At 58.9% G+C, this 13,083-nt stretch carries 11 protein-coding genes; 9 read left to right on the top strand and 2 right to left on the bottom strand.

All coding sequences use genetic code 11. The features are described 5' to 3' along the window. The first annotated feature begins 32 nt into the window (after positions 1–32). Together DIT72_RS02915 and DIT72_RS02910 are read left to right on the top strand one after the other, a co-directional pair. Entirely contained in the window at positions 33–1,409 is a 1,377-nt protein-coding gene (locus DIT72_RS02915; protein WP_135953692.1) for a class II fumarate hydratase, read from the top strand. 43 nt (positions 1,410–1,452) lie between these two features. Continuing rightward, entirely contained in the window at positions 1,453–1,935 is a 483-nt protein-coding gene (locus DIT72_RS02910) for a CDP-archaeol synthase (protein WP_135953691.1), read from the top strand. Positions 1,936–1,956: 21 nt separating this feature from the next. Here the strand turns inward: DIT72_RS02910 and DIT72_RS02905 are convergent, their stop codons facing one another. Next, entirely contained in the window at positions 1,957–2,931 is a 975-nt protein-coding gene (locus DIT72_RS02905; RefSeq protein ID WP_135953690.1) for a metallophosphoesterase, read from the bottom strand. 145 nt (positions 2,932–3,076) lie between these two features. On the opposite strand from DIT72_RS02905, the gene chrA reads away from it, so the two are divergent. The 3 genes from chrA to msrB all read left to right on the top strand — a co-directional run bounded on the left by chrA (position 3,077) and on the right by msrB (position 5,447). After that, entirely contained in the window at positions 3,077–4,270 is a 1,194-nt protein-coding gene (gene chrA, locus DIT72_RS02900; RefSeq protein WP_135953689.1) for a chromate efflux transporter, read from the top strand. Positions 4,271–4,360: 90 nt separating this feature from the next. Further along, complete coding sequence (msrA, locus tag DIT72_RS02895; protein ID WP_135953688.1) at positions 4,361–5,008, top strand: peptide-methionine (S)-S-oxide reductase MsrA; 648 nt, start codon at positions 4,361–4,363, stop codon at positions 5,006–5,008. A gap of 10 nt (positions 5,009–5,018) precedes the next feature. Further along, positions 5,019–5,447 carry a peptide-methionine (R)-S-oxide reductase MsrB gene (gene msrB / locus DIT72_RS02890; RefSeq protein WP_135953687.1) on the top strand — a complete coding sequence of 143 codons (429 nt, stop codon included), beginning with the start codon at positions 5,019–5,021 and terminating at the stop codon, positions 5,445–5,447. Between the two features lie 4 nt (positions 5,448–5,451). Here msrB and DIT72_RS02885 read toward each other — a convergent pair whose 3' ends face one another. After that, positions 5,452–6,423: a calcium/sodium antiporter gene (locus tag DIT72_RS02885; protein ID WP_169449975.1), complete on the bottom strand. Its 972-nt coding sequence runs from the start codon at positions 6,421–6,423 to the stop codon at positions 5,452–5,454. A 279-nt stretch (positions 6,424–6,702) separates the two neighbouring features. Between DIT72_RS02885 and mqo the strand changes: the two genes are divergently transcribed. The 4 genes from mqo (at position 6,703) to DIT72_RS02865 (ending at position 13,081) form a co-directional block, all read left to right on the top strand. Continuing rightward, positions 6,703–8,184 (top strand): malate dehydrogenase (quinone), encoded by a 1,482-nt coding sequence (gene mqo, locus DIT72_RS02880; RefSeq protein WP_135953686.1) that lies wholly within the window; start codon positions 6,703–6,705, stop codon positions 8,182–8,184. A gap of 243 nt (positions 8,185–8,427) precedes the next feature. After that, a complete protein-coding gene (locus tag DIT72_RS02875) occupies positions 8,428–10,449 on the top strand; it encodes a hypothetical protein (protein ID WP_135953685.1) in 2,022 nt (673 codons plus the stop codon). Between the two features lie 38 nt (positions 10,450–10,487). Then, complete coding sequence (locus tag DIT72_RS02870) at positions 10,488–12,158, top strand: acetolactate synthase large subunit (RefSeq protein ID WP_135953684.1); 1,671 nt, start codon at positions 10,488–10,490, stop codon at positions 12,156–12,158. A 92-nt stretch (positions 12,159–12,250) separates the two neighbouring features. Continuing rightward, a complete protein-coding gene (locus tag DIT72_RS02865) occupies positions 12,251–13,081 on the top strand; it encodes a hypothetical protein (protein WP_228260714.1) in 831 nt (276 codons plus the stop codon). The last annotated feature ends 2 nt before the right edge of the window (positions 13,082–13,083 follow it).

The raw sequence follows: 13,083 nt of genomic DNA, 5'->3' as shown, positions 1-13,083 counted from the left end.
AATGACCGAGTCTGACTGACGAGGAGGATGTCATGACCATGTTCAGGACGGAAAAAGACAGCCTGGGAGAAGTTCGTGTGCCCGAAGATGCGCTCTGGGGCGCCCAGACCCAGAGGGCGGTGGAAAATTTTCCGGTCAGTGGCCTGCCCATGCCGGCTGCGTTTATCGCTGCGGTTGTCCGGGTAAAGCAGGCGGCTGCCGATGCCAATGCCAGCCTCGGACTGATGGACAACGATGTGCGTGATGCCATCGTGGCCGCGGGCAATCGCATCCTGGATGGTGAATGTGCTGACCAGTTTCCCATTGACCGCTACCAGACCGGTTCCGGCACCAGCACCAACATGAATGTGAACGAGGTGATTGCCGCTCTCGCTTCAAGGGAAGGGGTCAAAATCCACCCCAACGACCACGTCAACATGAGCCAGAGCTCCAACGATGTGATTCCCACGGCAATTCATGTCAGTGCGGTTACAGGTATCCACGAACACCTGATACCGGCACTGACACACCTTTGTGGCATCATTTACGAGCGCGAGGCGCTGTTTTCCGGGCAGGTTAAAACCGGTCGTACCCATCTTATGGATGCCATGCCGGTCACTCTGGGCCAGGAACTGCGAACCTGGCGGGAGCAGTTGCTGGCCACGGAAAAGCGGCTGGTCTCTGCTGCCGATGACTTGCTCATGGTTCCCCAGGGCGGAACCGCTGTGGGAACCGGCGTGAACGCCCTGCATGAGTTTCCGGAGCAGTTCGTCAAGTTCCTGAAATCCAACACCGGTTACCATTTCCACTCGCTGGAGCACAAGTTTGTGGGGCAGAGTGCCATTGATGCGCCGGTAGCGATGTCGTCCCAGCTCCGGGGCATGGCCATTGTGCTTACCAAGATCGCCAATGATCTGCGCTGGATGAACAGTGGTCCTATTCATGGCCTGGCGGAAATCAGCCTGCCGGCATTGCAGCCAGGCAGCAGCATTATGCCTGGCAAGGTGAACCCGGTGATACCGGAATCAGTAGCCATGGTGGGTGCCCAGGTCATGGGCCTGGACAACAGCGTTGCCATTGCCGGGCAGTCCGGAAACTTCCAGCTGAATGTCATGCTGCCACTGGTTGGCGCCAACCTGCTGGACATGATTGAACTGCTGAGCAACGCCTCCACCATGCTCGGCGACAAGGCCATTCGCGACTTCACCGTGAATGCCGGGCATCTGGACTCGGCGGTGGGCAAAAATCCGGTACTGGTCACCGCTCTGAATCCCGAGATCGGTTACAGCCTGGCTTCGGACATTGCCAAGGAGGCCTACCAGAGTGGCAGACCGGTGATCGACGTTGCGGAAGAGCGCAGCGGTCTTGATCGCGACAGGCTGGAAGAGTTGATGGATCCGCTGAAACTGACCCGAGGCGGCGTGTCCTGAAAAACACCGGATTGCGGGTGGCAACTGACGGAGGCCGGGCAGTTTGCTGATTTCTCTCGAGCTCTTCGTGATGCTGGTGCTGGCAAACGGAGCACCGGTGGTTGCCGCCAGGGTGTTTGGCCGGCGCTGGTCCGCAGCGGTTGACGGCGGGCGTCGCTGGCGGGACGGACGGCCTCTGCTGGGTAACAGAAAAACCTGGCGAGGTGTGGTCTCGGGTACGCTGGTCTGTGGCCTGTTTGCGCTGATAACCGGGATGGGGCTGCTGTTTGGTCTGCTGTTCGGGTTGCTGGGGCTGATCGGGGACATGGTCAGCAGCTTTATCAAGCGGCGCCTCGGGCTGGCTTCCAGCGGCAAGGCTATCGGGCTGGATCAGATTCCTGAAGCTCTGCTGCCCATGGTTCTGGCGTGGTTCTGGCTGGACGTCAGCGTAGCTGTTGTAGTGAGCGTGGTGGTGCTTTTCACTCTCGCCAATATGCTTTTGTCACCACTGTTGTACAGGCTGGGCATCCGCCACCAGCCCCACTGACTCTGTTCGATCCGGTTTCGGCTAGTCCGGGCTGCCTGTGAGCGTATGCAAAGTCACTTCAGGGGGGCAGTTCAGGCGCACATTGACCACCGAGGTGCCGCTGCCGGGTGAGGTATAGCCCTGCATGCCGTTGCGCCGCCAGTAGCCACGCCCCAGTTCCCGCGGGCAATCCGCGTCCAGAGTGACTGCAACCCGGCCTGGCAGGCAGATCTGGCCGCCGTGGGTGTGGCCGCACAGGAAAACATCGTAGCCGGCATGGGCGGCTTCCCGCCAGATTTCCGGGGTGTGGCTGAGCAACAGGCTGATGCCGGCTGGTGGAATGTCATCCCCGGCCTTGTGCAGATTGTGGACCTTGTAGAAATGGGCATCATCCACGCCTGCCAGGTAGAGTCTGTCATCACCTCGTTGAAGTATGGCATGCTCGTTCATCAGCAGGTGGTAGCCCATGTCTTCGAGGCCGGGCACCATGCGCACACTGTCGTGGTTGCCCAGTACCGCATAAGCCTTGCCCTTGATGGCGTCCCGTATTCGTGCCATGCCTTCCATGGCATCATCAATCGGCCCCCAGGTCCGGCGCCGGTAGTCCCCGGTCAGCACACACAGGTCGTACTGGAGCGGTTCGATACGGTTGATAACTGCCTGCAGATTGGCTTCGTCCATATCGACATGGAGATCGGTCAGCTGCAGAATGCGGTAGCCTTCGAACGCCGCCGGCAGGCCAGTGATGTGAAAGCGGTTATGGACGACGTCCAGGCGGCGGCTGTTAGCCTGTCCGCGCCGGAACAGCCCCGCCAGTTTCAGGCAGGTGCTGATAAACCGCGGTGCGGAGGTGATATTTTCAAGATGGAACGAACGCTGGTCCGGCCCGAAAACCTTTGCCTCTGCTTCGCGTTCGATGCCAAGGCGCTGTCGCGCATGGACCGGCCCAAGCCGGAGGCTCAGACGGTATTCCAGCAGTTCATCCTGGTATTCTGGTGTATGGGCCCGGGCAGTCATTGCTGATCCTGTTGGTTGTTATGAACGATTCCTGTCACGATCCGGTCAACACGCCCCTTCATTATGGTTGGGTCTGGGAGTGATGCAACAGGGAGGTCATAATGTTCATCCTTCTTAACACACGCTGACACAGACAGGGAGTTCCATGACCGAGGATGCCTGCTCCAGGGATGCCGATGCCGGGACGTTACCGGCCTGGCACATTTTCCTGCTGTTTCTGCGGCTCGGACTGACCTCGTTCGGGGGGCCGGCCGCCCATCTCGGTTTCTTCCATGAAGAATTTGTAAAGCGCCGGCAATGGTTGTCGGATTCCGCCTATGGCGAGGTGGTTGCATTGTGCCAGTTATTGCCCGGGCCGGCCTCCAGTCAGGTCGGCCTGACCCTTGGATTCCTGCAGCGTGGCTACCGTGGTGCGGCAGCCGCCTGGCTGGGGTTCACACTGCCATCGGCATTGCTGATGACACTGTTTGCTCTTGGCCTTGGCCTGTGGCCGGAGGCCGGGGAAGGCGGCTGGATAGCCGGTCTCAAACTGTTCGTGGTGGCGGTTGTGGCGCAGGCGGTCTGGCAAATGGGCCGGAGCCTGTGTCCCGACGGCCCTCGCTTGTCCATCGCAGTGCTGGTGGCGGTCCTGTTGCTGACGGTGGGTGCCACCTGGATGCAGATTCTCGCCCTGTTGGCCGCCGGGGCCGCGGGAGCGGCATTGAAACTGCCACAGAAGCAGTCGTCGCAGACGCTGACCATCCCCGTCCAGACCCGGCGCCCCATGGCCTTTTTCGCGGTTTTTGCAGTGCTGCTGGTGCTGGCGTTCCTGCCTCTGGCTTCGGGCTCACCTGGCTGGATCTGGGCGGAGCTGTATCGGGCAGGTGCCCTGGTGTTTGGCGGCGGCCATGTGGTGTTACCCTGGTTGCAGGAAGGTTTTGTGGCTTCCGGCGCCATGCCGGCAGACACGTTCCTGGCCGGTTACGGCGTTGCCCAGGCGATGCCGGGGCCGCTGTTTTCCTTTTCCGCATTTCTCGGTGGCATACAGGGTGGTTGGGCCGGTGCGGTGGTGGCTGTTATTGCTGTCTTTCTGCCGGGAACCCTGTTGGTGTTTGCCGGCCTTCCCCTGTGGTCGTATATTCGCAGCCATGAGCTTGCCCGGGCAGCGCTTGCAGGCGTGAATGCAGGTGTCGTCGGACTGTTGCTGGCGGCACTTTATGATCCGGTATTCACTTCAGCCGTACATAGTTCCGCCGCACTCGCGTTTGTCATGCTGGCCTGGGTCAGCCTGGCGATATGGCGTGTACCGGTGTGGGTGCTGGCACCCTTGAGCGCCCTCGCAGGTTTGCTGCTTTTCTGAACGGGACAGCAGGGGTAGCCAAATCGCGTCAGTGACGCCACACTTGGGTGTAAATGTAAGCGCACTAATGACTCAGAGGCAGAAGCTGATATGTCGACATCCTGTAATATTCCAGGCCTGAATGTACCGAAAAGCCGTTTTCCGGACCCGGAACAGGATTTGCCCCCCGGTGACTCCCGCGAACAGAGAGTGGTGCTTGGCGGCGGCTGTTTCTGGTGTGTGGAAGCCGTGTTCCTGGCTGTTAACGGGGTCAGCCGGGTGGAATCCGGCTATGCCGGGGGCTCGGCAGAGACCGCTAATTACGAAGCGGTCTGCAGTGGCCGGACCGGTCACGCCGAAGTGGTGGATGTTCATTTCGACCCGCAAACCGTCAGCTTCGGTGAAATCCTGAAAATCTTTTTCTCCGTGGCTCACGACCCCACCCAGCTCAATCGGCAGGGTAATGATCGTGGTACCCAATACCGTTCTGCGATCTTCTACGAATCTGAAGACCAGAAGCGGGTAGCCGAGGCTTATATTCGCCAGCTGAATGCGGCCGGCGTTTACGATAATCCGGTGGTGACCACCCTGGAGCCTCTGGAAGCGTTCTATCCGGCGGAGTCCTACCACCAGAATTTTGCGGCCCGCAATCCCTATCAGCCTTACGTCATGGCGGTCGCAGCACCAAAAATGGAAAAGCTTGTGGACACATTCGGTGACCGGCTCAAGCCCGGTTACAGCGACAATGATATTGCCTGAGGAGGCTGCTATGAGCGTTTCTGCTGCAGGTTACGACCTGACACCGCTGACAGCGGAAGAGGTTGAAAAAAAGGCCGCCGGCCTGTCCGGGGAAGAGCGCCGGGTGCTGCTGGACCATGGCACCGAACGCCCCTTCTGCGGCACGTTGCTGGACAACAAGAACCCGGGCGTCTATTACTGCCGGCTGTGCGAGCTGCCGTTGTTCAGCTCGGATTCCAAGTTTGATTCGGGCACCGGCTGGCCCAGCTTTTTCCAGCCCTTCGACCCTGATCACATCCGCTACATTGATGACAACAGCATGGGTATGACCCGCACGGAAATCCGCTGCCCCCGCTGCGACAGTCATCTCGGGCACGTGTTTCCCGACGGCCCGCCACCCACCGGGCAGCGCTACTGTCTGAATTCCATGGCCATGGTGTTCCGGGAAAATCAGGACTGACCGCTCAGCTGACGACGGTCGACACCAGATAGCTGGCATAGCCGACGTATACCAGCAGCAGTAACAGGCCAGAGGGCCGCCCGATGGTCCTGGACTTGCCGGTAAAGCCGAAACTCATCAGCAGAAGGCCGATGGTAAGGGCCGTCATCAGCGTCCAGTCGCGGTAAAGAACTTCCATATCCACAGCCATCGGCTGGATGGCCGCTGCCAGGCCGACAACGGCCAGAGTGTTGAAGATGCCTGATCCCACGATATTGCCCAGTATCAGGTCATGCTCATTTTTCTTCACCGCTGCCAGGGCCGATGCCAGTTCCGGAAGCGACGTGCCGATGGCCACAATCGTCAGGCCAATGATCAGATCGCTGACGCCCAGGCTCTGGGCAATGAATACCGACCCCCAGACCAGCATGCGGGAGCTGACAAGCAGCAGCACCAGGCCAACAACCAGCCACACCAGGGCGATCTTCAACGGCATCGGGTGGGCCACCAGTTCCGAGTCAGCCTCGCCGATCAATGAATCACCTTTACCCTGGATTCCCTGGTAAATGGACCAGCCCATGACAATCGCAAATACCGCCAGGAGGACCCAGCCATCAAGCCGTGTCAGCTGTCCATCAATCAGCTGGTAACCGGCAATGGCGGTCAGTACCAACAGCAGAGGCAGCTCTTTGCGGATTACCTGGGAATGGACGGCAATCGGGGCGATCACCGCAGTAAGCCCGACGATCACCGCAATATTGGTGATGTTCGAGCCATAAGCGTTGCCAAGGGCCAGCCCGGGATTACCATCCAGAGCTGCCATGGCAGATACCGCCAGTTCCGGCGCCGAGGTGCCGAATCCGATGATCACCATGCCGATCAGCAGGGAGGGCATGCCCAGATGCTTGGCGGTTGCTGCCGCGCCTTCGATGAACCGGTCAGCGCTCCAGACAAGAAGAACCAGACCGGCGATGATTGCTGCAAATGCCAGTAACATAAAAAAGCCCTGGTGATGGAAGCCCCGTGGCATGAGACTAAAGTGGCGGTGATATCCTGGACCGCAGGCGCGAGAATGATGAGACCACGCCCGGCGCGCGCATTTTAAACCTTTGACCAGCTCGCGGCCACTGTTCGTAACATCAGATCGTTGGCCTTCAATTGATAATCGCAATTTATTATCCGCTTGAAAAACGGGATAATCGCGCCACAACTTCAGAAAGCCCCTCTGCTGATCGTGGACGGGCTACAGCTTTTAAACTAGCTAGGGTGATAACCAATGGCCGTTAGACAGGCAGATGTAGTGCTGGTCGGCGGTGGCGTCATGAGCGCTACCCTCGGCATGATGCTCAGGCAGCTGGATCCTTCCCTGGACATCGTCATGGTGGAACGTCTTGACCACGTGGCCCATGAAAGCACCGACGGATGGAACAACGCAGGCACCGGGCATGCCGGTTACTGTGAACTCAATTATACCCCTGAAACCGGAGACGGCGACGTCACCATCGACCGGGCGCTGCAAATCAATGCCTCCTTCGAAGTATCGCTGCAGTTCTGGTCGCATATGGTTGAGCAGGGCATATTGCCGGAGCCCAAGACCTTTATCAACCGCACGCCCCACCAGAGCTTTGTATGGGGCGAAGACGGCGTTAAATTCCTCAAGCGTCGTTACGAAAGGCTCAGCGCGCACCACCTGTTCCGTGAAATGGAATACACCGAATCGCCGCGGGACCTGGAAGAGTGGATGCCGCTGGTGGTGAACAACCGCGACCCGATGCAGCGGGTTGCCGCGACACGGATCAGGCATGGTTCGGATGTGGACTTCGGCTCACTGACCCGCAGCATGGTGAAGTTCCTGGAATCCACACCGAATTTTGAGCTGATGCTCAGTAGCCCTGTGCATTTCCTGGCCAAGCGTGATAACGGTCGCTGGAAAGTGCGGGTAAAGAACCAGAAAACCGGCGAGCTGACCAAGCTTGAGGCGGGCTTTGTTTTCCTGGGTGCCGGTGGCGGTGCGCTGCCGATGCTGCAGAAGTCCGACATCGATGAAGCCAGGGGTTATGGCGGTTTCCCGGTCAGTGGCCAGTGGCTGGTCTGCCAGAAGCCGGAGATTGTCAAACAACATGATTCCAAGGTTTACGGCAAGGCGCCGATCGGCGCTCCACCCATGTCCGTGCCGCACCTGGATACCCGTATCATCAACGGTGAGCCGGCGCTGTTGTTCGGCCCCTTTGCCGGCTTTACAACGCGCTTCCTCAAGCAGGGATCAATGTTCGACCTGTTCGGCTCGGTCAGTTCCACCAACCTGCGGCCAATGCTGTCGGTCAGCCGCACCAACATGGACCTGACACGTTACCTTATCGGCGAAGTGTTCCAGTCCCACAGTGACCGTGTGGCGTCACTGCGTAACTACTTCCCTGATGCCCAGGAAGAAGACTGGCGCCTGCAGGATGCCGGCCAGCGGGTGCAGATCATCAAGAAATCACCGGATGGCGGCGGTAAGCTGGAGTTTGGCACCGAGATCGTAGCGGCGAAGGACGGCACTCTGGCAGCGCTTCTGGGGGCATCGCCGGGTGCGTCGACGGCGGCCCATGCGATGATTGATGTGATCGAACGCTGCTTCCCGCAACGTATCAAAACACCAGAATGGCAGGAGCGCATGAAAGCCATGGTGCCCTCCTACGGCCAGTCACTGGTGGATGATGAACAATTACTCAACAAGGTGCGGGAGCGGACCCTCTCAACCCTGAAGCTGGGCTGATCTTGCCAAAGTCGCACCGGGAGTATATTACGGTGAGATCGAAAAACTGATCAGGACCTTTGCTACTGGATGCGGGGTCATTCATCCCGGGTACTTGTTGACCAGCGACAGCATCATATACTTTGGTGAAGACCTCGATATGATGAGAGATTTGCTGAAACATCAGGAAGAACTGGATTTCTATGTATAATTCCGTCAGGAATTAACAACAACGGGCCTGGTTCAGGCCCTGAGGAAAACAGTTTGAGCGATTCCGATGCCGGAAGCCCGGCACCCGTCGTTAACTTCGACAAGCTGGTGCAACAACTGGATGATGCGATAGCGGCGCTTGATGAAAGCCGTAGCTCCGCCAAAGCCGGCAGGTTGCCGCCACTGTTCGACATCGTTCGGCGGGTGCTGTCACAGCCCGGTGGCTGCCAGGCCGTCCAGGACCGCGCAGAGCGGCTTGAAAAGGCTGGCGTGTTTCTGGGGTCAGATTGGGCGGAGCCGACCACTCTGCAACCCCAGCTTACCCCCTTTTCCCTCCAGAGCACCCAGACCGACACGGTACTTGTAGAAGCAATGAGCGAGCTTCGCTTACTTGCTGTGGCGAAGGGCGACTACCTTCATGAGACCATGTCCGCCGAGCAGGCGCACCATTACCTGACCCAGGTGCTCGCCATTAACCTGACGCTGCTTTTCGGTGAAAGCGGTGAGGCTGAACGTGAACAGGGCGAACTGGCGCTGATCAGCCGCTCGGTGGTTCAGCATGTAGCAACCAGCATCGGTTACGAGCATGTGATTGATCGCCTGATTGATGAAATCTGGCGCATCCTTCAACAGCGGCCTATCCAGGTGGGCGGTGTTCGCCAGATGATCACCCAGATTGCCGTTTGCCGCAGTGACCCGAAGGTGGATATGGGCAGTGCCGGGCAGGGCGCCGAGCGTCTGATTTCGAGCCTTTACGGGCCGACACAGGCCTGTCGCGAGGATCCCGGTATTGCGGTGTACGAAGAGCGCCTGAGTCACATGGATTCAAGCGCCCTGCAGGGCGAGGCCACCGGCTTTGCCCGTTCCATGCACGATACCGGGCTGGTTTCGCCCTACCATGCGACGTTTATTCGATTCATTCTGGAGAATCAGGACTCGTTGATCGCCGAGTCGCTGGGGCTTTCCATGACCGGTCGGGATTGCCTCCTGCATTATCGGGATCTTGTGCTGACCCTGATCCGCGAGGGAATCTTTCCGGAAACCGCACAGGGCATCTATGGCCTTGCCCTTCTGCTGGAACGGGGCATTCTTTACCAGCCGCCGGTCGCACCTGCGCTCTGGCGGCAGACGACGCTGTCCCTGTGCCCGGAAGCCCGGCACCGTCTTGAGCTTGCCTACGGCTATCAGCCCGAGCCAAAAGCCTGGCTGATACAGGGGGTCCTGAATATGCTGGGCCAGCCCCTGGGAGTGGGGCAGGGTAACAATCCCACCTGCCAGTCTGCCCGGGCCCTTTCCATGTGGGCCTATAACGATCCGGACTATCTGTTGCAGATGGTCACCTGGGCGGCCCGGGATAACGAAATCATCATGCATTTCGAGGGCACGCCGGTGTCCTCTGCCTCCAGCCGCGGAGGCGTTGCGCTCGCGGTCACCCTGGACCTGGATCCGGTGTCCCTGGTGGTGGTACCCCACCTCGACCGTATTTACGCAGAAATGGGGCGTCTTTGCATCGGTCGGGAGGGTGACCCGCACCGGTGGGTGAACCCCGAATTTCACGGCTGGTCTGCCGGGCGCGGCTTCAGTATCAATGTTGATGTCGCAACCGGTAAGCTGCAGGATCTCGAAGGATTCCTGAGGCACTTTTATGCCAGCTATCATCCCCATTACAACGGCAATCAGCCTCTTGTGCATCCGCAACCTGCGGGCGTTGCGATAACCGACAGTGCTGCACGCTTCATTGGTTGGCATGCAATCACCATACTGCGGGCAAACCTGGATCCGGATAATGTCATGCGGGTGTATTTCTACAACCCCAACAACGACAGCGGACAGCATTGGGGCGGAGACGTGCAGGTAAGCACGGCCACCAAGGGAGAACGCTTCGGTGAGGCATCACTGCCTTTCGAACAGTTTGCCTCACGACTGTACATCTTCCATTACGATCCGCTGGAGCGGGGCGAACCTGCAGAAGTGGGCGAGGAAGAACTGGCGCGGGTGATTGACCGCGTTCATCAGAGCTGGGGGCGTGACAGATTGCCCGCCGATTCGTTACAGGCCGAGCCGCGGGGTAGCTGAGCTTCGTTGTGACAGGCGTTGAGATAACAGGAGACAGGATGACCGCAGAGTCGATTGGTCGCCGCAACGGTGCCGAGTTGTTTGTCCATGCCCTGGAAAACGAGGGCGTTCGCTATATTTTCGCGGTGCCGGGGGAGGAGAATCTGGACCTGCTGGAGGCTCTGCGTGAATCCAGTATCGAGCTGATCCTCAACCGCCATGAACAGGCGGCGGGCTTTATGGCCGCCACCTACGGGCGCCTGACAGGCCGCGTGGGTGTTTGCCTGTCTACTCTTGGTCCCGGAGCCACCAACCTGGTAACCGCCGCCGCGTACGCCCAACTGGGCGGTATGCCCATGATGATGATCTCCGGGCAGAAACCCATCAAGTCTTCGAAACAGGGCCTGTTCCAGATTCTGGACGTGGTGAACCTGATGGGCCCGATCACCAAGTACACCCGCCAGATCAGCAACGCCAACACCATTCCCGCCAAGATGCGGGAGGCCTTCCGCCTCGCCGCAGAAGAGCGCCCGGGCGCGGTCCATCTGGAATTGCCCGAAGATATTGCCTCGGAAATGGCAGATGACGACGCTCATATTTTCCGGCCCAGTGATGCCCGCAGGCCTTCTGCCAGTACCAAGAGCCTGGACATTGCCTGTGACATGATCAACAGGGCGAGACATCCGCTGATCATGATTGGCGCCGCCGCCAACCGTAAACGTGTATCCCAGGCGCTGATCCATCTGGTGAACGTGACGGGTATCCCGTTCTTTACAACACAGATGGGCAAGGGTGTCGTGGATGAGCGCCACCCCCGTTATCTGGGTAATGCTGCACTTTCTGCCGGCGACTTCGTACACTGCGCCATCGACCACGCCGACCTGGTAATCAACGTGGGGCACGACCTGGTCGAGAAGCCGCCGTTCTTCATGAAGCCCGGCGGCAAGCAGGTTATCCATGTGAATTTCAGCGGCGCGGATGTGGACCCGGTCTATTTTCCCCAGCACGAAGTGGTGGGGGATATCGCCGATAGTGTGGAATACCTGGCGGAAAGCTGTGGCCAATGCTCCTCCCACGACTTCACCCGCTTTATGGAGGTAAAAGCGTCGGTGGACAGTCATCTGGGCAGCAAAGTTGATGACGGTCGCTTCCCCGTCATCCCCCAGCGCATCGTCCACGATGTACGCCAGGTTATGCCGGAAGACGGTATCATCGCTCTCGACAACGGCATGTACAAACTCTGGTTTGCCCGCAATTACCCCGCCTATGACAACAACACGGTGCTGCTGGATAACGCCCTGGCATCCATGGGTGCCGGCCTGCCGAGCGCGATGATGGCTGCCATGCTGTATCCGCATCTGAAAGTGATGGCGATTTGTGGTGACGGTGGCTTCATGATGAACAGTCAGGAACTGGAAACTGCCGTGCGGCTGAAGCTCAACCTCGTCATACTCATTATTAACGATAATGCCTACGGCATGATCAAGTGGAAGCAGGCCCAGGAAGGTTTTGAGAATTTCGGGCTTGATTACAACAATCCGGACTTCGTAAAGTACGCCGATGCCTATGGCGCTGCCGGCCACCGCATTACCCGCACCGAAGACCTTCAACCCACGCTGAAAAAGGCCCTGACCGCTGGCGGCGTGCATCTGGTTGAAGTCCCCGTGGACTATAGTGAGAACCGTCGCGTTTTTGATGAAGAATTGGTAAAGCTGACCTGCAACCTTTAGCCGGTGTAGTATCATTCGCGCTGAATTGACATCGATTTGAGGGCGGTTGGATGAATGACACTTGGTTCAGGTTAGCGTTGCTGGGGCTGGTTATGACTGTTGTAGCCGGCTGCAGTAAGCCGGAAACACCCCAGGAAGTGGCTGCCGAATTCTGGCAGGCCATGGCCGAGAACGATGCGGATGCCGTCGCCGACCTTTCAACGCTTGCCCGACCCTCCGATTTTGACGGCTATGCCCGCGACTGGCTGAACACCGTACCCGACTTTGGCCGGGTCATCATTGACGACCACGAAGCCACGATTGTTACCCGCTTGCCGTCTGAAAACGGTGCCTCGGGGCAGCGGCGGGAAATAGTCACCTATCTGCTGGAACTGAACGGCGACTGGCTGGTGGACTACGACCGCACCGGCAAGGCGATCACGGATCCCTCGCCTCTGGACGGGCTGATGGGCGAAATCAACAGGCTGGGCGAACGTTTGTCGGCTACCTTCAGCCGATCCTCCGACGACCTTGCGATCCGTATGGACGCCATGGCCCGCGAATTTGAAGCCTATTCCGGCGAGGCCAGCCGCCGGGCCAGGCAGGCCATGGAAGACTACAGCCAGGCACTGCAGGATTTTATGGAAGAGCTGGAGCAATCCATCGAAGAGGCCCTTGAAGACAATCAACAGGCCCCTGCAAGAGATCGCAGTGCCCTGCAGCAGACTGCTACCGACCTCAACCAGAGCAGTGACAGGCTGGACAAGCCAGATTTTGACGCCCTTGCCGACAGCTCCCGCGCGCTGGCAGAAGCGGGCGCCAGGTTTTCGACGTTGAGTGACGAGGCCTTCGAAAGCTACCGGCGGGAATGGGATGCCAGACTGGGCGAAATCAGCGAACGCACCTTGGCGTTTTTCGAGGAGCTTGAAGACAGCAGGCGGTAACC

Origin of the sequence: Marinobacter orientalis (assembly GCF_004792665.1) — a bacterium.
GTDB classification, from domain to species: Bacteria; Pseudomonadota; Gammaproteobacteria; order Pseudomonadales; family Oleiphilaceae; genus Marinobacter; species Marinobacter orientalis.
The sequence above is the reverse complement of the archived record's forward strand: the minus strand, read 5'-3'. Positions and strand labels throughout refer to the sequence as shown.

What these genes read in the sequence shown, in the direction of transcription:
- chrA (WP_135953689.1), top strand. Translation starts at nt 3,077, where the DNA reads ATGACCGAGGATGCCTGCTCCAGGGATGCCGATGCCGGGACGTTACCG.
- DIT72_RS02915 (WP_135953692.1), top strand. Translation starts at nt 33, where the DNA reads ATGACCATGTTCAGGACGGAAAAAGACAGCCTGGGAGAAGTTCGTGTG.
- DIT72_RS02885 (WP_169449975.1), bottom strand. Translation starts at nt 6,423, where the DNA reads ATGTTACTGGCATTTGCAGCAATCATCGCCGGTCTGGTTCTTCTTGTC.
- msrA (WP_135953688.1), top strand. Translation starts at nt 4,361, where the DNA reads ATGTCGACATCCTGTAATATTCCAGGCCTGAATGTACCGAAAAGCCGT.
- DIT72_RS02870 (WP_135953684.1), top strand. Translation starts at nt 10,488, where the DNA reads ATGACCGCAGAGTCGATTGGTCGCCGCAACGGTGCCGAGTTGTTTGTC.
- mqo (WP_135953686.1), top strand. Translation starts at nt 6,703, where the DNA reads ATGGCCGTTAGACAGGCAGATGTAGTGCTGGTCGGCGGTGGCGTCATG.
- DIT72_RS02905 (WP_135953690.1), bottom strand. Translation starts at nt 2,931, where the DNA reads ATGACTGCCCGGGCCCATACACCAGAATACCAGGATGAACTGCTGGAA.
- msrB (WP_135953687.1), top strand. Translation starts at nt 5,019, where the DNA reads ATGAGCGTTTCTGCTGCAGGTTACGACCTGACACCGCTGACAGCGGAA.
- DIT72_RS02865 (WP_228260714.1), top strand. Translation starts at nt 12,251, where the DNA reads ATGACTGTTGTAGCCGGCTGCAGTAAGCCGGAAACACCCCAGGAAGTG.